Origin of the sequence: Paenibacillus sp. 1011MAR3C5 (assembly GCF_003591485.1) — a bacterium.
Taxonomy (GTDB): domain Bacteria; phylum Bacillota; class Bacilli; order Paenibacillales; family Paenibacillaceae; genus Pristimantibacillus.
Map to the genome: position 1 here is coordinate 145,998 of NZ_QZCF01000001.1, position 21,673 is coordinate 167,670.

19 protein-coding genes, 1 tRNA gene and 1 pseudogene are annotated in these 21,673 nt (G+C 44.8%); 4 read left to right on the forward strand and 17 right to left on the reverse strand.

The features are described from left to right. The first annotated feature begins 2 nt into the window (after positions 1-2). A tRNA-Val gene (locus D3P07_RS00720) sits at positions 3-77 on the forward strand. 339 nt (positions 78-416) lie between these two features. Next, on the forward strand, positions 417-1,370 hold the full coding sequence (locus D3P07_RS00725) for an S-layer homology domain-containing protein (protein ID WP_119798189.1): 954 nt from the start codon (positions 417-419) through the stop codon (positions 1,368-1,370). A gap of 55 nt (positions 1,371-1,425) precedes the next feature. Here D3P07_RS00725 and D3P07_RS00730 read toward each other — a convergent pair whose 3' ends face one another. Both D3P07_RS00730 and D3P07_RS00735 read right to left on the reverse strand, forming a co-directional pair. Continuing rightward, a complete protein-coding gene (locus D3P07_RS00730) occupies positions 1,426-2,103 on the reverse strand; it encodes a uracil-DNA glycosylase (protein ID WP_397334502.1) in 678 nt (225 codons plus the stop codon). 36 nt (positions 2,104-2,139) lie between these two features. Further along, positions 2,140-4,746: an RCC1 domain-containing protein gene (locus D3P07_RS00735; protein WP_182914122.1), complete on the reverse strand. Its 2,607-nt coding sequence runs from the start codon at positions 4,744-4,746 to the stop codon at positions 2,140-2,142. Between the two features lie 245 nt (positions 4,747-4,991). Here D3P07_RS00735 and D3P07_RS27340 point away from each other — a divergent pair. Further along, positions 4,992-5,369, forward strand: a pseudogene (locus D3P07_RS27340) (excalibur calcium-binding domain-containing protein); the annotation flags it as partial. A 102-nt stretch (positions 5,370-5,471) separates the two neighbouring features. Continuing rightward, the gene (locus tag D3P07_RS27345) at positions 5,472-5,600 is read left to right on the forward strand and encodes an excalibur calcium-binding domain-containing protein (RefSeq protein ID WP_259391346.1); all 129 of its coding nucleotides are present in this window, start codon (positions 5,472-5,474) and stop codon (positions 5,598-5,600) included. 66 nt (positions 5,601-5,666) lie between these two features. Here D3P07_RS27345 and D3P07_RS00745 read toward each other — a convergent pair whose 3' ends face one another. The 15 genes from D3P07_RS00745 to D3P07_RS00820 all read right to left on the reverse strand — a co-directional run bounded on the left by D3P07_RS00745 (position 5,667) and on the right by D3P07_RS00820 (position 21,243). Continuing rightward, positions 5,667-8,300: a phage tail spike protein gene (locus tag D3P07_RS00745; protein WP_119798191.1), complete on the reverse strand. Its 2,634-nt coding sequence runs from the start codon at positions 8,298-8,300 to the stop codon at positions 5,667-5,669. Between the two features lie 138 nt (positions 8,301-8,438). Next, a complete protein-coding gene (locus tag D3P07_RS00750; protein ID WP_119798192.1) occupies positions 8,439-8,624 on the reverse strand; it encodes a hypothetical protein in 186 nt (61 codons plus the stop codon). Position 8,625: 1 nt separating this feature from the next. Beyond that, on the reverse strand, positions 8,626-11,154 hold the full coding sequence (locus tag D3P07_RS00755) for a hypothetical protein (protein ID WP_119798193.1): 2,529 nt from the start codon (positions 11,152-11,154) through the stop codon (positions 8,626-8,628). Between the two features lie 20 nt (positions 11,155-11,174). Beyond that, the gene (locus D3P07_RS00760) at positions 11,175-11,996 is read right to left on the reverse strand and encodes a distal tail protein Dit (RefSeq protein ID WP_119798194.1); all 822 of its coding nucleotides are present in this window, start codon (positions 11,994-11,996) and stop codon (positions 11,175-11,177) included. After that, positions 11,993-15,508 carry a phage tail tape measure protein gene (locus tag D3P07_RS00765; RefSeq protein WP_119798195.1) on the reverse strand — a complete coding sequence of 1,172 codons (3,516 nt, stop codon included), beginning with the start codon at positions 15,506-15,508 and terminating at the stop codon, positions 11,993-11,995. The genes D3P07_RS00760 and D3P07_RS00765 overlap by 4 nt, the downstream gene beginning before the upstream one ends. Positions 15,509-15,818: 310 nt before the next feature. Next, complete coding sequence (locus D3P07_RS00775; RefSeq protein ID WP_119798197.1) at positions 15,819-16,229, reverse strand: hypothetical protein; 411 nt, start codon at positions 16,227-16,229, stop codon at positions 15,819-15,821. A gap of 63 nt (positions 16,230-16,292) precedes the next feature. Beyond that, positions 16,293-16,832 (reverse strand): hypothetical protein, encoded by a 540-nt coding sequence (locus tag D3P07_RS00780; protein WP_119798198.1) that lies wholly within the window; start codon positions 16,830-16,832, stop codon positions 16,293-16,295. Positions 16,833-16,881: 49 nt separating this feature from the next. After that, on the reverse strand, positions 16,882-17,259 hold the full coding sequence (locus D3P07_RS00785) for a minor capsid protein (protein ID WP_119798199.1): 378 nt from the start codon (positions 17,257-17,259) through the stop codon (positions 16,882-16,884). Between the two features lie 3 nt (positions 17,260-17,262). Continuing rightward, the gene (locus D3P07_RS00790) at positions 17,263-17,556 is read right to left on the reverse strand and encodes a hypothetical protein (RefSeq protein ID WP_147384462.1); all 294 of its coding nucleotides are present in this window, start codon (positions 17,554-17,556) and stop codon (positions 17,263-17,265) included. Between the two features lie 104 nt (positions 17,557-17,660). Continuing rightward, positions 17,661-17,981 carry a hypothetical protein gene (locus tag D3P07_RS00795; protein WP_147384463.1) on the reverse strand — a complete coding sequence of 107 codons (321 nt, stop codon included), beginning with the start codon at positions 17,979-17,981 and terminating at the stop codon, positions 17,661-17,663. Further along, complete coding sequence (locus D3P07_RS00800) at positions 17,982-18,371, reverse strand: hypothetical protein (RefSeq protein ID WP_119798202.1); 390 nt, start codon at positions 18,369-18,371, stop codon at positions 17,982-17,984. A 27-nt stretch (positions 18,372-18,398) separates the two neighbouring features. Continuing rightward, a complete protein-coding gene (locus tag D3P07_RS00805; RefSeq protein WP_119798203.1) occupies positions 18,399-18,896 on the reverse strand; it encodes a hypothetical protein in 498 nt (165 codons plus the stop codon). A gap of 76 nt (positions 18,897-18,972) precedes the next feature. Then, positions 18,973-20,289 (reverse strand): portal protein, encoded by a 1,317-nt coding sequence (locus tag D3P07_RS00810; protein ID WP_119798204.1) that lies wholly within the window; start codon positions 20,287-20,289, stop codon positions 18,973-18,975. Between the two features lie 178 nt (positions 20,290-20,467). Beyond that, entirely contained in the window at positions 20,468-20,863 is a 396-nt protein-coding gene (locus D3P07_RS00815; protein WP_119798205.1) for a hypothetical protein, read from the reverse strand. Beyond that, positions 20,860-21,243, reverse strand: a complete 384-nt coding sequence (locus tag D3P07_RS00820) for a sigma factor-like helix-turn-helix DNA-binding protein (RefSeq protein ID WP_259391281.1) — start codon at positions 21,241-21,243, stop codon at positions 20,860-20,862. Before D3P07_RS00820 ends, D3P07_RS00815 begins: the two co-directional genes overlap by 4 nt. Positions 21,244-21,673 lie beyond the last annotated feature (430 nt).

Here is a 21,673-nt window from a genome sequence, read left to right on the forward strand (position 1 = left end):
GAAGGACGGTAGCTCAGAGGGAGAGCATTATCTTGACAGGGTAAGGGTCATGGGTTCGATCCCCATCCGTCCTACCATAAACAATCAATGCGAGAAGACAATGGTCTTCTCTTTTTTTATTTTCCATTGAAAAGTTAAGAAAGACACTCGTTTTGCGAATGTCTTTTTTGGTTTTATATTCATTATGGATAATTTTTTCTTGAAAAATAAACTTAGCAGGTGAAACCAGATGTAGTGCTCTCGCTGAGCTAATCACGTTAGCGAAAAGATATTATATAACAAATATACGGGCGAAGGTCAACATTTTGGGCATCTGATTTTCAAAAAAATTTACCTGTAGAGGAATACCTTGCAACCTATTGGTCAAAGCTTCCGTCAAAGAATATGCAGCTGCAAATACAAAACGAGGTGAGCACATGAAGAAGAAACCGTTGTTAATCATGGCCCTTACAGTCATCCTGATCTTTACGCTAGGACAAACCGTGATGGCATTCTCCGATGTAGCCAATAATCCTTATGGAGACAAAATCAAGGCGCTAAAGGAGAAAGGAATCTTAAGCGGGGTTGCCAACGACCAATTCAAACCCGGCGACAAGCTTACTTACGCATCCGGTATTTCCATGCTGGTAAAAGGCTTGGATCTCAATCTCGACCTTTTTGATTTTATTAAGGAACCAAAAGCAAGCGACTTTTTCTCGAATTTGAGCGACGATGCTTGGTACTCCCATGCATTCATTGTTGCACAGGCCCATGGACTTGAGATACCAAAAGATGTGAAGGCCAACGATCCGATTACCAAAGAGCAATTCGCCCATCACCTGTTCCAAGCGATGATGACGAAAGGCGACTACGCCTTCATCGAAATCTTCATGCTCATTAATGACGAAGCCGATGTGAACGGCGCTTATATGAACAGTATCCAAAAGCTGCTCATCAGTAAAATCGCATCCGTCGACAAAGACAACAACTTCTACCCGACACAGCCGATTACACGCGGCGAAGCTGCTGCTTGGCTGCATGACGGCTTGAAATTCGTTGCTGAAACCAAGCCAATCGAGCCACAGCCTGAGCTTCCTGAATTTGAACAAAAGCTTTCGGTTGAAGCTGTCAATGATTCCATTAATAAAGTAACCATCACGGCTCAAATGCCGCATCCGGGCTACGGCCTGCGTATTGCTTCGATCCAATTCGATGGTGAGCAAGCGATTATCCACACAGAGCCTATCCTTCCGGACCCGGACAAAATGTATCCGCAAGTGATTACCGAAGTGAAAGTATCGACTTATGTTGATGCAGCATTCAAGCCCGTCCTTCCCGCACAATCAGAAGGAAGCTCTTCGTCTAGCAGCGAAGCCATTGTGAACAAATAGTTTAACACATTAAAGTGCCGCTCCCTAAACCTGGTTTAGAGAGCGGCACTTTTTGTCATTCATCCGGTATTTGCCAATCTACAGGCTGGATGCCTCTTTCCGCAAGAAACACATTTGCTTTAGAAAACGGCTTGCTTCCAAAGAAACCATTTCGCGCTGCCAACGGGCTCGGATGTACGGAAGAAATAATGCCATGTTTATTCGTATCAATCGATTTTGCCTTATCCTGTGCATGCTTGCCCCATAATACGAATAAGGTCGGCTGCTCCCGCTCATTGAGCAACTCGATGATTTTGTCCGTGAACGTCTCCCATCCCAGCTTCTTATGGGAAGCCGGCTTCCCGTCCTGTACTGTTAGTACAGTATTCAGCAGCAACACGCCTTGGCGTGCCCAAGACTCCAGATTGCCATGGATCGGTATGGCGCAGCCCAAATCCTCAGCCAGTTCCTTATAAATATTGCGCAGCGAAGGCGGCAGCTTCACACCCTTCTGGACGGAGAAGCTTAAGCCATGGGCCTGTCCAGGGCCATGATAAGGATCTTGTCCCAGAATGACAACCTTCGTATTCGCAAGCGGTGTAAACTGGAGTGCAGCAAATAAATGTTCTTTTGGCGGATAAATCGCTTCTTCCTGGTACTGAGCTTCTATCTTCTCTAGCAGTTTCTGCATATAGGGTTTGGACAGCTCATCGCTCAAATGTCCTTGCCAATCGTTGTCCGGTAGCATAATCAATGTCTTCCAGCCTCCATCCCTTAACTCTCACTTCTATTATAACTGGATATGGAATGGAAGCCTATCTCCCCATACGACAGATGTACCATCCTTCTTGAGCACATAGGTTGCACCTTTCAGCGCAAAGATACGATCGACATTTTGGATTTTGGCCGGGTGGTAGAAGCGGTCCACTCCCGTTCTCGTGTCAAAGTCGATAATCGCGCCATCTGAGCTATAAATGACGAAATGTCCATCGGCTCCCGTAACCGACATGGCATTTTTGATATTGGCCGGTGTTTTGCAATCATCGCCCCAGCAGGCTACTGTCCCGTCCTTTTTCAATGCCATCGTATTTTGACCGGCAATGGCAATCGCTTTTACATTTTTAAGGCCTTTTGGCATTGCTGTACGCCCCGCAAGATCTCCCCATTCAACAACCGTGCCGTCCTTGCGAAGCGCTGCTGCATAGGATTGGCCGGCTGCAATCGCTGTGGCATTTTTGACAGTGGCAGGAACTTTGAGCACGGACGATCCGCTCCATCCCCATGCTTTTAGCGTACCGTCCTTCTTCAAAGCAAGCGAGAAGTCTGGGCCAGCAGCAATATCAATAACGTCTTTTAATCCGTTAGGCACTGTTGCTTCAGGATTTTTTATACGATTGCCTGCCATATCAGTGCCAGAATAACCTCCCCAAGCTTCAACCGTACCGTTATCCTTCAACACCAATGCATGCATGCTCGAAAATACATATTTCTTCAAGCCTTCTGCCCGCTCGGGAGCATCAGCCATGATGTAGCTGTTTCCTTGAACGGAAATCCGCTTATCTTTGCTAACTATAAAGCTTAGCTCATTATTTTTGTACAGGAATGTCGCGCTCTTTACATTCTTCAATTGGGTATTGTCATTGCGTTCATACGGATCAAGTACGATGACGTCCCCGTTCGCTAACACCCCGATATCGCCTGAAACTTGACGGAATGCCGTCTGGTCGTATCTGTTCAATTCCTTGCCTGTGTATGCGTCGAAAGCAATAGCAGTTCCATTGTCCATCAGTACCCATAACGCTTCGGAATGAGCGCCGAAGCTGATGGCCGCTGGCTTCACTTTTTCATTCTTTAATGAATCAATTCGTACAGAATGTCCAAACTCATCCCAAACCGTAACGGACACATCCTCATTTAGAATTGCCGCATACGATCCACCGCTCGCAATAGCAGTTGCTTTTGCTGTTTGGGCAGGCATCATATTAGCTTTATACCCCCAAGCAACGACCGTTCCGTCCTTCTTCAAGGCCAGATTAGGAACTCCAGCAGCTATCGCAACAACATCATCAAGATCTTCTGGCACTTCGATAAAGCCTAGACGATTGCTTCCCCAACCCGTAACTTTCCCATCCTGGCTGAGCGCTAAGGAATACTCATACCCTGCAGCTACTGCCGTTACATTCCGAAGTCCAGACGGAACGGTCGCTTCCCCATTATTGTTGTTGCCCCAGGCTATTACCGTTCCATCCTTTTTCATTGCAAGCGCATGTTGGCTTCTGGACACGGAGACGGACACCATATCCTTTGCAGCAGCAGGGATCTTTTTCAACTGGGGCGAACTGAACTTTGACCATTGCGTTAGCGTCCCATCATTACGAACCGCTACATACTCCGTATCATTCATGGCAACGGATGAGATCGAAGAAGCCGCTTGTGCCGGGACAAAACCGCCATAAGAAGCAGAAGGCCATTGGACCAATTGACCTTCCTTCGTCAAGCCAAGGGCACCCGCTTCCCCGTCGGCTACCATAGCAGCGAGCTTTGGCATATCCGGAAGCAGTGAAACTTTGCCCTCTTTCCAAACGGCAATAGAGCCATCAGCCCGCAGCAGGTAAATCTCGTCAAATCCCGCTTCAATACCAACGATATCCCGGTAAGGCGCTGTTTGAAGCTCTGTCTTCTCGAAGCCGCTGCCCCAGGCAATTGCCCTTCCGTCTTTGGTTAGCGCCGCAGACACCTGCGAACCAGCTGCAATAGCAATGGCGTTCGAGACTTCTTTCGGAACCTTGGTATTGCCTCTGTAATCCTTGCCCCAGGCGATCACGGTTCCGTTCTTCTTCAGCGCCAGTGCATGATAAGCGCCGCCAGAAATATCTGCCACGCCCGCCAAACCCTTCGGGATTGCCGTCAGCGGGCTGCCCCCATCATTGCGGTAGCGGTGATAGGATACTTTTCCGTTCTTATGTACGATTAGCAGCGTGCCGGCACTTGCAGATATGGCTGCAGCATCCTTCACCTTCGCTGGATCGATTCCTGCGTGTATGCTTTGCAGAATATCCCCGCTGCCCCATTGGACAATCGAGCCGTTCTTCTTCAAGGCAAAAGCCATCTTGCCAGATGAGGTTAACGCCACCGCCTCACGCACGTTAGCAGGCGTCTTTGGCTCACCATTAAACGAATCACCCCACACGACAACAGAACCGTTATTTTTGATTGTCATATAATGATATTGGTTTGAAGACAGCTTTTTTTGATTGGCAAGAACCTCAGCTGCTGTCAGTTTTGTGGCCTGTCCAGCGGAAACTGGCTGCACGGCCGCCGCTGTTAGCGGCAAAACAGATAACAATACCAGGAATGCGATCATGATCGCTAGACTCTTCATCGACTTGCTTCGCATTGTACACTCTCCTCCAGCAATTGGATAAATGGACATCCTATTATTATATGGCAAATAGGTATATTTGTCTCTTTTTGTCTGAACAGGGAGAAGAGAAGCGTATTTTCATAGGATAAAAGAATGATAAGCGGAGTGACCTATTTTCAAATATCGCCAATTTGCGATTTATGAGGTAAGCTAAAAGCTGATTACTTTGAAAGGGGCTAGTCGAAGTTTTGAAAAAAATCATCATATTCTCATTCATCATGGTCCTGTTGCTTACTTCTTGCGGAGGGTATGAAACCAAGACGCTTCTATCAACGGAGTATGAATACGAGTTGGTATTCCCTAGCGACAAATATCCGGAGACTGCTCTCCATATTCATGGGGCGATCGAGCAAGGCTACTCCAGCATTTGTACGATTGATCGGGACGGGGCTGAAGCCAATCGCAAGCTATCGCTTGCCGGGATTGATACAAGAGATGGCTATGACAGGGACGAGTGGCCGATGGCCATGTGCGAGGAAGGCGGAAAAGGAGCTAGTGTCGCGTACATAGATTCAAGCGATAACCGCGGGGCCGGGAGCTGGGTTGGACACCAGCTGTCAAGCTATCCGAACGGAGCAAAAGTGTTGTTTATCGTGGATAAGCCGAAGGTGCTGTTCCCTAATCATCCCGTGACTGCTAAGCCGTCGGATGCTCCAGTGGAGACACCTATAATAGAGGAGCTTCAAGTTGAAGAAATAATGGATGAGGTTATTGTATACGCCAACTGTGCCGCTGTCAGAGCAGCCGGCAAAGCTCCGCTACATGAAGGCGAACCCGGCTACAGCCGGAAGCTGGATCGGGATGACGATGGGGTTGCTTGTGAGTAGGAAGAGTGCTGCGAAGGGGATTCGCAGCACTCTTTTTAGTATCGAGGTACATTTCAAGAGGATTAGTTATAAAGCATGCCAATTTAGTTTTAAGTTAAAGCTTTCTGTCACGCTGCTATGATAATTATAGAATGTCAATTTTAAAGCTATTACACTACCATCGTTAGGGTCAGGCATGAGGTCAGCATCATAGAGCATCGTATAGCTTCGTGCCCATACTCTCGGCGATAATACATGAATACCGTAAGGAGGCGTATTCCTTTGTCCAGATACATGTCCCCGCACGTTATCTACATCTACATATGTAGCCCATAGGGAACGACCAAGCCCGTCAGCATTATTGGCTGCCTTGCGCCCTACAGTTAATTGTGCGCCATAGTTGAAATTATCGTATTCCGTATTACCCTCTAACGAGATGGATAGATTGAGACTGCGGCGACCTTTGCCTATTGGGATATAATAGGTTTGATATTCTTTGGGTCCAACAGAGACGCTTAAGGGTCTGGCTCCATATGGAGTGCCTCCAAATGCGACATCTCCTCCCTCCGTCCGGATTGATCGCTCATCTCGGTACCGAGGATCGTGGTATATTCGCTCTTTGAATAAAGGAAAACCGTTAGGATCAAAATGTTTATTAATATTTAGATTTCCTCCAGGGTCTTCACCGCCATATCCAATTAATATATAGCCTATTCGAAGACTACCGTCCGGCGGATTAGGAGGATATGCAATTCTTCCCCCTTCTGTACCAGCACTCAAGTAATGTATAGTACTGTTCTTATCAATGTATAGATATCTATATTCCCAGCCGTCTAGATCGCTTTCGGATACAATTAATGAACGGTTACTAAACCTAGTCTCAGGTATTAGCTTATACGACCCATCCGGCATAATAACCTCAGAAGCTGAAACTACGATGTCAGCTGTCAATTTGGGCCATAAAAAAACAGACCCTGATTTCAAGTAATTATCACTTACCCCATTTACTCCAGTGAAGGAGTTTGCAGTTTTACCTGTGTATTCAAATTCATAAACAAATCCAAATAAGTTAGGGTTAGTTATATCGTTAATATAGGCAGTCCCGCTTTCCGGAAATTGCTCCGTCGATTCCACATAAATCGTAGAAGCATTGATTGCGACAGCTGATGTCAACAACGTTTTAACTACCTCTTGCTTTCGATTCTCTATTCTAATAATACCACCGCTATGAATTCCTTTTCCCGCGATATCGTCAAGTCCTTTTTGTGTAATAGAACTCCAAGCATCTTGTAAGGCTTGCCTCAGGTAGGCTAGTTTCCCGGATAAAGCTGCGAATTTAGAGTTGACCTCTGCTCGTTCGTCCGGAGTAATTCCGGAGTCTGCAATTGCTGTCTCAATTGCGGTTAGCAGATCGTTAAAAGAAATATCATACTGCCGTTTAGCGTTTCCAAGGGCACTTTTCAACGTTACATTAGTCAAATATAAACTGGAATAAATCCGTTCGTATTCTGCATCCACATCCGCTTTTTCCTTGGCCAACTGGAGCTTATGCTCAGCTATGATTTGCTTTTCAGCTTCACTAATCAGACCGTCAGCAAACGAAGTCTCTATATAGTCTTCAAAATCATATTGTGCACGCTCAAGCTCCAATTGCTGCTGCTCCAGCTCAGCAGTACGCTTCTCCACCAGCATTTGGTACTCCCTTTGTTTACGACGGTATTGGAGCAAATAGTCAGAAACGTACAGCTCGCGATAATTGCCTAATACAAATCTAGGCGAGACTCGCTTTTCAAACGGATTGCGTTCATGCTCATAAATTCTGGCTGATAAATGATACCCCATCTTCTCATTGATAACCAGTACGTCATCTCCAACGTTTACTTCACTGAGCTCAATCGATTCAATATCATAGCTTTCACGCGGTAGTTCGTAATTCTTCAAATATCGCTCCATTACAGCTAACAACTTTGATTGTTCATCGATGTCGGACCATTCCATCTTTCCTTCATATGGGCGCTGTGAATCGTAGTAAGGAGAGTCTAAATATTTTTTTGTATGCCCCAAATAACCCTCAATCGTCAACCCATCTTTTCCGTATCCATATAACCGCGTAATTCGCTCCGTATCTTGAACAGTACGACGAATGGATTTCAGATTTTTGCGGTAACGAATTTGTTTACCTGAATTAACTCCCTTTCGAGTTGTGAAGGTAACCGTATAGTTGTCGTATGATAAATCCGCATTAAACACTTCACGCAGCTCATGAAGAAGAGCAAGCTTGCTCTTCTCACCCCATTCAAATATATCTTGGGCAATGAAAGTACCATTAATATTAAACATGAACGGCGTTCCCGCAAAAAGTCGAGTAAGCATTGTCTCAATGGTTTGCGCAGCTGCAAAATCAATATAGTCTTCATGATAGTAACGGCCCAAATCAAAGAAGATATGATGAGCTTCAATCTCCATATATGCATTTGACACATCATGTTTCTCATCTGACTTCCAAATCAGAAAACGCTGGTCTTTTTCAATCTCATTTGGAAATCTGATTTCATAACCCGTTTCAATCATTTCGTAACGTTCATCGTCCCCTGGCAGTTTAGGATAACGAAATGTAATATAATATTCGCCGTTTAATACTTCGCGAACACGAACGGAAGAGGCGGCTGGCAAATAGGCCAACCGCCCCTCGTTACTCCATAACTCTAATTTGGAAATCATTCCAACTCGCCGCCTTCAACTCCAGGTGAGCTTGTCTCTATCATCAACATTGTTCGATATGGCTCAGGAACATAATCAATTGGGAGCCGCCCTGATTGGACTGCTGTACGGTACATTCCAAGGTAGATTTCGTTTACATTATTCATCTGCATTTCCTCCCTCCAATATTTCAATTCTATTTCTTAAATAATCGACTTCTGACATAAGAACTGTAAGTAGCATAGTCGCCATCTCCATGTTCAGCTGAAATGTACTTTTATGAGGAGCCACCTCTATCCCCTTTGACTTGAGATAATCCACCGCATTTTGCAATGATGGTTCCATATTATGCCTCCTCCAGCGCTAATAGTCTTGCGGTATGCTGTGCCAATATCCAATCTTGTACGCCATCATGCGTCTTAATTGATGCGATATCTTGAGCAGATTGTGCCACAACACTGCTAAGAGTAGTTTGATAAGATATTGAAGCTTCCAATGCGTTTGATGTATATAAATGCTTATCTAATACAATATAGTCAACATAGACATTGTTGAGATCATTCAGCTCAGATACAGGTATTGATGCTCTACTGGTTCCATAAGCATTATTGGATACTACAACCTTCCATTTTTCATTTCGATTGCCACCATCATAAACAGCAGTAATCAATGCTGCCCTGCGATTTAACTGAGAGCCAGAGGGAATCTCGTAGCTAGGCGTCGTCACGTTCTGCATATTAATGAAGTATTCGTTGTTCGTATTAACTCCAACGCCTCTAACCGGGTTGACCTTCTCACGAATGACCATTCCTTCAAGTAGTTCAATCATATTTCCGCCAGATTCCAATGATAATCCGCCTTGGTCATCTGCAATTTGTTCAATAACTGGAGTCGATAACACATAATCCAGTGTTGCCCAGGCTTCCCAGCCCGGAGCTTTATTGTTTGCGACAAAAGCCTCGGTATTGGTGACTGGCGCTGCTCCTGTCAGAATCGAAACCCAATTTGTATACGAATTACCGTTATTTCCACTGGCGCGCCAACCATTGCTTAACGCTGCAACTGCGTTATTATTGGGATTAACGTTATCTATCCAACCACTATCCTCGTTTGTTACCGATAACACCACACCACCATATGCGGTGTTTAATCTAAATTCATTTGGGGCATTTTGAGCATTGTTTATGATATCTTGTCTGAGAATCGAACCATCGTACTTTACGGCAACAGCGCTATCATTAACATAGTCAGCTATTACATTACGCACAATTCTCTTGTATCCGCTAAAGTTTGAATGGAACACCCACCCCATTGTCCGGTCCAGTTTAACCCCCGTCCGCCAACGTCTAAACACTTTCCCCGTAGCGCTATCATAATTGTCCGTAATGCTTCGGTCAGCGTTACTCGCGAGTGGTACGGGACAATGAGCATATTGGTCGACCCGAGGTTCAAATAAGGCTGGGAGTTGATCTGCGTCGCCGAGAACAAGCATCCAATCCTTAAACTCAAATGTCCCAGTCGTGCCAGCATACATTGTGATTCGTATTCTAACAACATCGGATTGCGTCACAAAGGTCCCGTATGACGAATTTCCAGCAGGTAAAATTATTCGTTCTGTATACTTGCTTCCATCCGCCCTTTCCTCAAGTACTGAAGCATAATTACTTGTCGAATATCTAAACCATGCAAATGTATATGTTGTCTGGGGTGTGACGTTTGGATTTATCAGACAACCATAATCTGTTGCGGCAGAAGCATTAAGCGACACGTTATACTGGTTGATTAATACGGCATTATTATGAATGTAATCTGGCACGCCTAGCAACAGGTTTTTACCCCTCTTCCGTACATTCACGCCCTGCAAATGTTTTACTCCGTCTATATACGGCAAGTAGGCGTCAAGAGCGTCGCCTTTTAAAGTAGTACCAATGGTTGCAAAGTCGGCATCTGACACTTCATAAATACGAAAAGAATCAATAAAAGCAGTGCCTGTCGTCGAAGTAACACCACTTGTTCCTACATACAACCTAAAGCCATCTGTTGTAATTACATTATTTTTAGGTATTTTCACATAGACAAGTTGCCAAGTCCCTGTAATCGTCGATGATGCAGCGGCGCTATATCTTTGGTTAACTCCATTATTTTTATCGTATATCCGGATGGCAAAATTACCTTGAGTAATGGAGTCAATATAAATCCATCCAATAAGTAAATACTGTTTACTCCATTCGAGTTTATATGAATAATCCTTGTAGAGTAAGCTATTCTCGTTTGATACAAACTTAAATGATTTACTACCTGTCTTAAACCGTTCTGTGGATAACACAACAGGCGATCCGTACGAACTAAATGAATCTAACCTCTCACACCCTCCATCGCTACCAGTTATATTAACCAATGTCCGACCCTTAACCTGTACGGTCGCCCCGCTCGCTTGTGTTGTATTAACAACATTCATACCCCGATTAAGCATCGTTGTCTGATCGCGATCCTCCATCTGGCGCCTTTCCATTCGATCCAATCTCGCCTTCAGCACTGGATGAACTGTACCGTCTGATCCGGCTCTCGCGTCCACAATTTCGGAATTGCTATTTCCAGCTTGTCCAACAATGCCATTAATCCTCTGGTTTTGACTGTCAATCGCTTCCTTAACATTTCTAGCTCCGCTGACTGGGCCGCTATACGTAATGCGATCCGCAGGGTGAGCTGTGGTACTGGAAGTGTGAGCGTTGTCTGCGGTCATGCGGGCTTGTTGCTCCGCGCTCACTTGCTGTTGAAGTGAGCTCAAATCGGCATGGGCACGATCAAAATTTCGATTGTGTTTAGCTAAGTTATCAAGATCAAGCATCTTGTCTATTTTTTCAAATCGACTCATATTCTTACGCTCCTTTCGAATTAATAAAGATAAGTGTGTCTGAAAATAAAATCGACCGTGAGATTGGCTCCGGTCGCTGAAATCGTAATTTTATTTTCCCCTTCAATAAGTCGAGGAAACTTGCCCGTTGCACCGCTCACTGCACTAATTCCATTCTTGAGGATCGTTTGCTCAAGCGGAGCACAATTGATCTCGACTACATCATTAGCTGTCATCACGGTGTTTATCGTTAGTGATTCTGATGTCGCCGTATTGGTGATCTTAATGTTGGACCCGCTTCCTCTCATTCGAATGACAGGAAATGCTTCATGTGTTCCAGCGTGATATATGAGTTGAGACTTAGGCGATGTTGTAACTCCGAAGGAATAAGTATCGCCGTAACGTAAACCCATTCCAAACAAATAATTTTGCCCATATTCAAGCATTTGATGGGATTCCAATACACTTTCGGAGAAAGGATAGAAAGCCTTAAAGGGCAGAGTAAAGGATCCAAGAGACGCTATTTTTTCGATGGAGATTGTGCCATTGTACTTAGCCATCCACCGTTTACCCGGCATGCGGTCCAATACAAGCGGCTTGCTGCCCAGGCGAGCGTTGAACACTTTGGCTAATCGTTGCAAGGCTGCCTGATACTCAGACTCATCCTTTGTCAGCAATTCCACCGTTACTTCAATCATGCGTGGGCCATACCTCATCTCCATATCAAGAGAACCATCTAGTCCTGGCAAAGACTCTTCCTCTTGAATAGTTTCCGGAAGCAATGGAAGATTCACACCTGTTACAAGCAATCCAAGAGACGCAAAAGAGACGCCGCCATAACTAGCCCCGCCATTATCGGTCATACGGGTCTCTCTCCTCTCGCTATCATTTGCCGTACAAGATGATCCTGCTCGCGATGATAGCTGTTGATATCAGCCTGGTCTTCTAAGCGAACATCTCCGTTGTTTTCAATAAGCGGCCCATAATAATTGTGATGAACGATCCTCTCTTCGCCAGCTTCTCTTTTCATTACTAGATCGGTAATCTGTTGCGGCGTCAGTATGACTTCGCCAGCACGCAGAATTGCAGCTATTTCATCCGGCATGAGCATATTGCCCGCTGAGAAGTTGCTCACCCCCGCGATTCCCCCGGTATGGAAAAGCTTAACACCGTCTTTATACCATTTGCCTTCCTTACTGTTGTAATGTGCACCCAGTTTTTCGCCGAGTTCCTTATTGGAATCCGACAGTTTTTGCTTCTGATCCTTGCCTTCGGTATGCCAAGCTTTACTGTTCGCTTCCATCTGAGCAATATCCGCCAATTCACTTGGCGAAGGTCCGGATTGCGCCTGTACTACTGCCCCATACTTGGCTGACAGATCCTTCTGGAACTGATCAGCTTCAGCCAAAAGCGTTTTATTGGTGTTCCTAAAAGCAGATAGTCTATTATCTTCCATCAATTGATAGATTGGGCCAATATCACCGCTAAATGTTTCTGCAGCTATCTTGAGATCTGCATACCAGGACTCAATATCCTTCTTCTGCTTCTCGAATTCTGCCAGCTTGTTGTCTCGTTCTTCCTGCAGTGCGCGTTTACTGTCTTCAATATTCATCTTGCGCAGCTGCTCTTGCAGTTCTTTATACCGTTTTTGTCCTTTTTCAGAGGAAGCAAACTTGTATTTCTCCGCTTCTTCTTCTATGGATTGGCGTTCACGGCCTCGTTCTGACTCATCAATACCTCTTAGCAGATTATCGTAATGTTCTTCGGTTTTTCTTCTCTGTTCATCCAAGGCATCGAGTTCGGCTTTCCGCCTCTTGTCAATCTGATCCAGAAAGCTTTTGGTTAGCTCGCTCTGCTCTTTTTTAGCAGCTTCCACTGCATCTTTTGCTGCTGCTTCATCAAGTCTGCGCAACGCCATTCGGGCCTCATACAAGGCTCTGTCGGCTTGCTTGTAGTATTCCGTATCAGATGCATAGCGCGAACGAATCCTCGTCCAAGCCTCAAGCTGCATGATGACAATATCGCGTTCTGAATCACCGCGTTCAGTCATAAGCCGCTTTTCCTTCTCAATCCATTCCGATGACTTATCGAATGACCGCCTGTGTGCTGCTTCCTCTTCCCGTGCCTGTTCTTCTGCCAATTCCTTGGCATTGGCAGCTATTTGTTCGGCTACTCTTTGTCGGCGAGACTCCGCATCCATCCATATATCATCATACTTTTTATTTACCTCAGCTAGTTTCTCAAGCTTATCATGTTCTTGTTGTAGGGTAAGTGTACCTAGCAGGCGTTTCTTTTCCAATAAGTTGAGTTCCGCATCGTAATGTTGTTTCGCAATTTCTTCTGCTCTAAGCTTTTTGCCGCCTTTTCCAGTTCCCTTGTCGGTACCCTTCTCATCATTTGATGAGATATCGGGTAGATCAAACAATTTAACCCATGTACCGTTTTCAATCGCAGATAATTCGATTTTATATTGAGATAGATTTGCTTTTAGCGAATCAAGTTGGGTAGTAGCTTTATCAACCAATTTACTTACGGAATTTTGGTTTACATTATGAATGAAGAGGTCGTTATCCGTTAATTCCTCTGCCCATGGCGCTTTCTGCGGCTCTATATCCATCACTGCAGTAAGTGCTGCAAGATGTGTCTCAGCAGTGGTAATCGAAGCCTCTGTCGTGCGAATTAACGATTGGCGTTTTGCAGCTTCGGCAGTAAGCGTATACCGCAACGAGTCCTCTTCTGCCTTAATAATATTCCGGATTAGCTCCTCATTCGTTATCAACAGTTTCCCTTGAGCATCCATTTCGGCATGCAAAGAAGGGTACGTACTTGTCAGTTGTCTGACTATGCTAGTGAGTTGACCGTTTTCTTCAGCAGTTAATCCCGTTTTATTGCGTAGCGATTCATATTGATCCGCCAGCTTTTTAGTTTCTGTAATCTGGTTTTGCTTGGCTGCCGCTTCCTGCAACCCCTCCATACGCATCTCACGTATAGCAGGTCCGGATTCATCGATAGCTTTGTTCATCTCTTGTACAGCAAATTTTGCATCTGTAGCTGTATATCCCATAGCCTTTAGCTCTTTATCGACGGCTTTCACTTCATCTACCAAATTCATGAGAGCATGCGTGTTTTCGATTGAACCACGGCCCTCTTCGGCATCAAGCATGCGTTGATTATACTCATCCATAAGTCTGCTGCGCCGGTCCAATACTTCATTCAATACTTCAATATCTGCCTGCATCGCCTTAATGTCTTCAACGGTTCGATCAGTTGGAGACTGAGATAGCTTATCATTCAATTCACCTTGCGCAATAGCCAGCTTGTTGACAGATTCAGCCGCAACATTGGAAGCAGAGATATAACCAGCAAGTCCAATGCCAGCTAAAGATAACGCCGCAACAACCCATCCAATCGGGCCGAAACTAATACTCAGTGCAGTAGCAGCTGCTCTTACAGCACCTAATATGGTAATCAGAGACGTAAAACCGGCGATTAACCCAACAATACCAATACCTGCAGCGCTCAGACCGGCAACCAGCTCTTTATTGGATTCAACCCACTGCGTGAATCGAACAATGATAGGCATGACCAGCTCCATAAGTTCTTGCAATGCTGGCATAAAAGCTTCGCCAAGTTCCATACGAGCCATTTCTAATGTATTGTTAAAGATCATCTGCGTGCCTGCGTAGCTGTCAAGCGCCTCTTCTGCATTACCTGCAAATTGAGCAGCATTCTCCAATACGCCTGTAAAAGCGGCTTGTACCTTCTCGCCTTCTGTTAGTCGGTCAGCTGTGATACCTATTTTTGTTGCATATCGTTCATGCATTGCGGATAAGTTTGTTGTTATACCGGCTGATTCGATCATACCGGAATTACCTGATTTTATGCCGGATACAACCTGCCCTATCGCTTCTCCCCATCCGAGATGGGCATCACGATTATAAGCAGCGGCATTTGCGGTAGCATAGATCAGTTCTCGAGTTTGCTCCAAGTTGAGACCCGACGATAACGCTGTTTGTATAGCAGTCGAAGCCTCCGATAAAGAAATAAATCCTTTTTTTGCCAATTCCTCAGCAAGGCCTGTCGTTTCCTTAACGCTTATCCCAAGTGTCCTGGCTACTTCTGACATTCCATTCATCGAGAATGCTAATTGATTGGCTTCTTCCGTTAATGATTTTACAGTATTGATAAGACCAGAAAACGCTGCTCCTGCTCCCAAAGCTGAAAAGCTCTTTTCAAGCTCAGCCCATTTATCCTTAGTCTCGCCTGATTCATTCTTTACGCTCTCCAGGAGCTCGCGTACCCGTTCCATTCCTTCCTTGAACTGGTTCATCTCCAGTTCCATACGAACTTTAATTGCTTTTATTTCAGTCGTCAACTTCGTTACCTCCTTCCTACTTGACCACGCAACTGTTCAAATGCACTGCGGTCAAATTCATCTTCTGGCATTTTTTCTGCCGGGTTCGCAATAAACTCAGCCTGCAGACTCTTAGCCAGCCGTTCATATGCTTGTTGATCAGCACTCTGGCTGACGATAGCGATATTTAGTGCTATAAGCCGGTCCTCCGCCTTTGCCTGGGCTATGTACCATAGAATCATAGGCAAATCAATGAGGTAATACTCCGTTTCGAGCGATCGCTGGCTTACCCCCAGGCTGACTGAAGCTTGTAGAAGAAAATCATCAAGCGTTACACCATTTTGCCGTCGCCCGGTGCCTTCATGCCGAGTCCCAACTGTCCGAGGACGGCCCGGAAGTTTTTTAATGTGCGCTGCAAATCATTTTTCTCGAGCGTCAAACGAATGAAATCTGTAATTTCGTTCAAATCTGCATGTGACGAAATATACTCTGCATCCATATCCGCCAGCACAGCAACCAGCTGGACCATTTCATCCAATGCCAAATTAGCGCCAGCCAGAACCGTTGCAACGAAATCATCCGTATCCCGATCTGCCAACACACGAATAACGATGGCCGGAAGCGTCTCAATACGTTCAAACAAAGCCTTGTACTTCTCTGGAGTTAATTTTGGAATCTGAACCGTTTTATCCCCTAGCTGGACACTATCTTGTTGCGATTGACCAAATAATTTTCCTATCACAGCAATCTCCCTTTCCTTTTGTAAAATAGAATAGACGGCTCATATGAGCCGTCTGCGTGCCTATTAAACCGATTTTGCGTTCGGATCACCGATACCAAGCAGCAGTCCATTTGTATCTGGGTAGCCTTTGAACGTCACATTCGTAACGAGCTCATTGTCATAGGAATACGTGTAGTTCAAAGTTGTTGTTGGCGCTGCTTTATACAAAGTGATCGTATCGTTGGCCGTAGCTGTGGAAGACAGCGGCTCAATTCTCACTTCTTTAGCATAATCGATCAAATCCACAATTTTGGAAGCATCCACGTCGACGCGTTGCTTAGTAGGATCCGTCTTATCCGTTACCAGGGTCGAACCCGGAATGACTTTAGCAAGCTTGACCAGATCGTATTCAGCGAACGGCACGGCAAGCGATGCCTTTCTACCTGTAATTATTTCCCGAACTGGCGTAGTGCCGAATTGGTCGACGACGACTTCACGCATCGTCATCTCGTACGTAAGTACCACGCCGCCTTTCGTTGTTTCAAAAACGACCGGAGTCGTACCGCCTACGTCAAACGTTACCTTGCATGGACCTAGCTTAACTTTTGTTGTATCAGTTGCCATAATAAAATTCCTCCTAAATGTTGTTTGTGATTTTATCGTATAAAAAATCTTAAAAACGGCTAAGCATAATAGCTGTGAAATTAATGGAATACAACACTCTATGATAATCGTCGAGTCCAAGATAGAGAGGCGCGGATTGGTCAGCAAATATAGCCAAAATATGTTCATCACCGATCTGACAATCATGGCGGCGATGAAATTCCTCATATATGGTGTTGGCTAGCTTCTCTGCAGCGGGGCCGTTATCTCCGCGCACTACAATTTGAATGGAAGGTCGACGCTGGCTTGTCCATTGGCTGGGGACAGTACCGCTATGAATTCGTACATAACCGGAATTATCTTCAGCCGATACCGGAAATTCATTCGGATAATACGTATAAGGCACGACAGACTGTACGAACGCAACTAGTTCAGTTATGGCAAACACATCCTATCTCCACTCCTTTCCGATTTCTTTTGCAAGATTGTTCACAAAGTCCTGATAGTTTTCCTGAAAGGGACGCTCCAGAAACTTCAGATGTTGTGTTGTGTTTGGATCGCCGCCAACTTCATGCAAGTAGATGGCACTCTTCTCATCCTGTGCATCCTCGCTACGAATAGCGGCAAAATATACCTCGCCTACTATATTGGAGCCTTCCGATTTTATATCAATCCAGGACTCAAGGAGAGGCTGGTCTCCGTTGACTGGCGCCAGCTGCTTAGCTTGCTTGTGCAGCTTTTCCATAGATCTTCCGATTTCGCTTTCAGCAGCGGTTAGCGTAGACCCTAGCATTGAATTCAGAAAATTCTCAACTGCAGAATCGTCATATGTTATTTGGAAAGATTGTGTCATTTTGCGTGCACCACCGTATAGACCGCACTTCCATTCAGCCAGCGTTTGCGTTGGATCTGAACAACATGGTATACACGTTCGTTTTCTAATTCATCCGTATACTTAAATGTATGGGAAGCTGAAATGGCAGCAAATCCCTTCAGCCATATTTGGACTGTCGACACAGCTTGTTTTCCGTGCGGGTCTGTTATGACTTCCGTCTGCACTTGAATACGGCATTTCAGCATAACAGGATTATCCCAGGACTGTGAATTCCATGGATGATTGCTGCCAGGTGGGCATAACATAATGTTTTGTTTAAGTGGAATCAATCCCATTTACAGCACCGTCCATTTCAATGCTCGACGAGAGAAAGATGCTTCTGGATTAGCATCTGTAATTAGCCTTAGAACCTTATCGGTTATTAAGCCGTCAAGTCCTGTCTTAGTTGACTCCTTGTACGTCACTTCTGCAACACCGGTTAATGAGTACGATTGGATCCCATGCTGGCGCAGCCGATTCACATCATTAAAAGCGATCGCCAATTCGTTCGCATATTCGTAAACTGCTGAATCCGGAATCGTAAAGCCTCGGTAGGATCCGAGAAGCATTTGCTTTGCTGTCAGCAGCAGCCTTTGCTTCCTTACTTCTTCTGAGTCAAACCAGTCCTCAGAATCAATACATTGCATACGGATATAATCATCCGCATCCAATACTGCAATTGCCAAAATTATCGCCTCCCTCCGCATCCTCGTTTATATGCTGTTTTGTTTAAGCCTATTTTGCGAGGAGGTAGTCAACACAAAAATGTGCTTCTTTTTCAGCAAGGCTTCAAGCGCCTTCCTCATTCCGACAACTTGCCCGTTTGCATCTACCGAGATTCCCGATTTATCCAACAGCCTATAAGCTTCATCAATCGCCTCTAAACGCAGATTAGCATGGGCTGCCGCTCGCTTATATTCAGCCTTCTTCACTCTTTCGACAGCCAATTTAACCATGGATGAGGCAATCGCCTCCGCACGTGTGGCAATTTCTTTCGAGGCTTTTAGCTCGGCTTGAATACGTATCAATTCTCTCAACGATGCCTTCTCTTGCTCGCATTCAACAGTCAGTTGATCCAACAATGCCGTTTTTAATGACTCTATCTCGCCGTATTTTTTACGTTCCCGAGCAATTCGTTTTGCAATAATGGCATCAAACTCTTCCTGCGTCAGATTAATGGTATCCTCTGTAGATTGATTGTGTAAGTTCATCGTATTATCCTCCGTGATTTGCAGCGCCGTCGCGCTTTTCTCCGTCAGTTTAAGGACATGCCGTAGGTCCGGTCGATTATTTTATCTGCATGTGTCCCCATTGAATATCGGGGTACTGGGGAGTATAGGATACAAAGCCTGCCGCTCCTTCATTAGCTGTATTATCGAGCACCATTGCGGTATACAGAGCTTCCTGAAGTGCCCGCTCCAGATGCATACAGATTCGATTAAGCTTAGAGTACCAAGGAAGAAGCAGCGTTTTCAGCGCATCGCCATCTGTGGCCGCATGATTACCAAGAAATTTGCTATACAACCATTCAGGAAAATCTGATTGCATAAATAGGAGTGAGAGCATGGTATCCAGTTCTTCAAAAGCGTCCTTCAGCTGTGATTCCCACTTCATATACCCTGGCAAGGGATCATCCTTGCCAACTGGAATATATTTACTGGAAATCCGAAGCTCTTTGGTCCCTATACCGTCCTCCAGATCGTTTGGTCCGTAGGCTATTGGATCTGCATGTTTCCATAAGATGTAGTCGATATGGGATAATCGGTCATGTATGGCTGCTAATATAGACTCCGACTTCTCAATGCCGCCAATGCCTCTCCAATCATCATCTACTGTTTTGTAAGGAATGTGAAAAACCAGCAGCCCATCTGCTCCAGTAGGAACGATATCCTCTTCCCTGCCTGTCGGCACTTGCTCAGTTATAGAGTAAACAGGCCTGCTTACACCATAGCTATCCTCTTTCCCGATTAGTTCCAGCTTGAATTTTTCATACTGAATATAACCTGGTAGATGACGTTCAACGTGCAAGTAATTGACTTGCTCATTACCGGAACCTACTGATTCTATGCATGTGAGATTTATAGCTCTGAACCTGTTCTTGTTACGCTGTCCCCCTTCAGGATAAACTGAAGACGCTTGGGCAATTTCCATAATGGCATCTGCCTTTGTGTTAGGTTGAGCCAACGCTTCCTCTACTAGGCCTCCTAGTTCCTCAGTTACACCATAACTAATCTTGAGCCAGGAGTCGCCGCGAATGCCGCTTCCGGTTACCAGTTCATGAATAAGCCGCTTCAAATGATTCTTTCGTATCATTCGGTCTAGAGCAGTTTGTGCCGTTGATTCATTGACTCCCTCTACCTTGAATGATATTGTGCTTCCCGCAATCATATCCGCTGGCTTTGAGATTAAGGTATCCATTACATTTATGGCTACGTTCAGCTTTGCAAGCTGCGGTTCCAACGGGGTATCGCGCAGCAATTCTGAAATACGGCTGTACATGAGACGTCGGCCTTCATAAACTGCTTTGCTTCGTTCATATTTAGCAAGCCGTTCAATATCCTCAGCTGGCGGGAATAAACCGCCGACTTGAAATTTTTTTGCCACCTTTCTGCCTCCTGTCGTTAGGAATTCGAATTATTTCGTGAATGGGATAAATGACCTTCATAACGTATAGGTTTGAGAGCAATCAAAAAAGGGGGATGAATTAGAACAAATGTTCTCTTTTTCTATAATTAATATAGTTATAGGGAAAATAAAAACGCCAACAATGGCGTTCAGAGTGTTACTGATGCATTAACTCGAAATGCGAACGGCGTCTCTTTGTAGGCTTCCGATAATTCCGTCCGTCAGCTCCCGTTTCCTCTACTGCTTTAAGCCCTGTTTCACGGTCATGCCGCAGTTTCATTTGCCATTCACTCAGAAAGGGATATTCGTTATGTGCGATTTTATACACATCCGGATCCGACAATTCTTCTTTTAATATATAATTGCTTAACCGATTGAGCTGGTTAGAGTCAGGGGTATTTCCGGTCAGAGAAACAAAACTATCAATGAGTGCAGCAATTGTGGCAATACGCTTTTTTCTCTCAGGAGTATGGTATGCAATTATTTGCGTCACAGCATCTTCAAAGCTCGCCTCGGCAACGCCCAGTTTTGATTCCCACTCTGTTAGTATCATGAATGTTCCTCCCCCTCATACTCGACAATCACATGTGCATAATTCCATTGAACAAAGATTGCTGTAATACGTTCTACTCCAGCTGCGACCAGATCCTTTACGCTATCTTTGCGTATCCCCATCATCTCTGCCGCTGCTTGTTGCGTTGCATCATTTTCATATATCCAGGCGACTGCTTCTCTCTGGCGGTTCGTAAGTCCAGCTATTTGTATTGCTGTATTCAAATCGATCAGAATATCTGATGCCGACATATCGCCTCTTCCTCTACGAGCTGAGATTCTATGCTGATCACGAAGCAATTGCTTGACTCCAGTGGAAGTATTAAGGGCATATTCTTGAGCATATCTTCTTGCGTTTTTCATCATATCCAAGTTGTTCATCCGCATTTAGTTGTCCCCCGTTTTTTTTAATGATTGAACCCACCAACAATAAAAAACGAACTTATGTTCTTATTTTATCTATGAAAAGTACAAGAGTCAACCTCTTTTATTGAATATCGCCAAGTATGTATTACTTTCTTGTACAAAAATTGTTGTACTTCACATCGATTTGTTCAGGTCAGAGTGCAAAAAAAGGATAGCTATCATGATAGCTATCCTTATCTGACACTTTTTAATTTTGATCGTAACATCCCTTGGCTCCAATCTACTTTTCCCGACCTTCTCCATTCGGAAATTCTTCAATAGGTAATAGTTCAAATAATGTTCGATTGCTGCAAACATCTTTTCCTTGAACGTCTATACTAGTCGAGGGTATACGAGTACTTCATTTCTTCAAATATTCGAACTTCTAAATCTATAGAATGGTTAA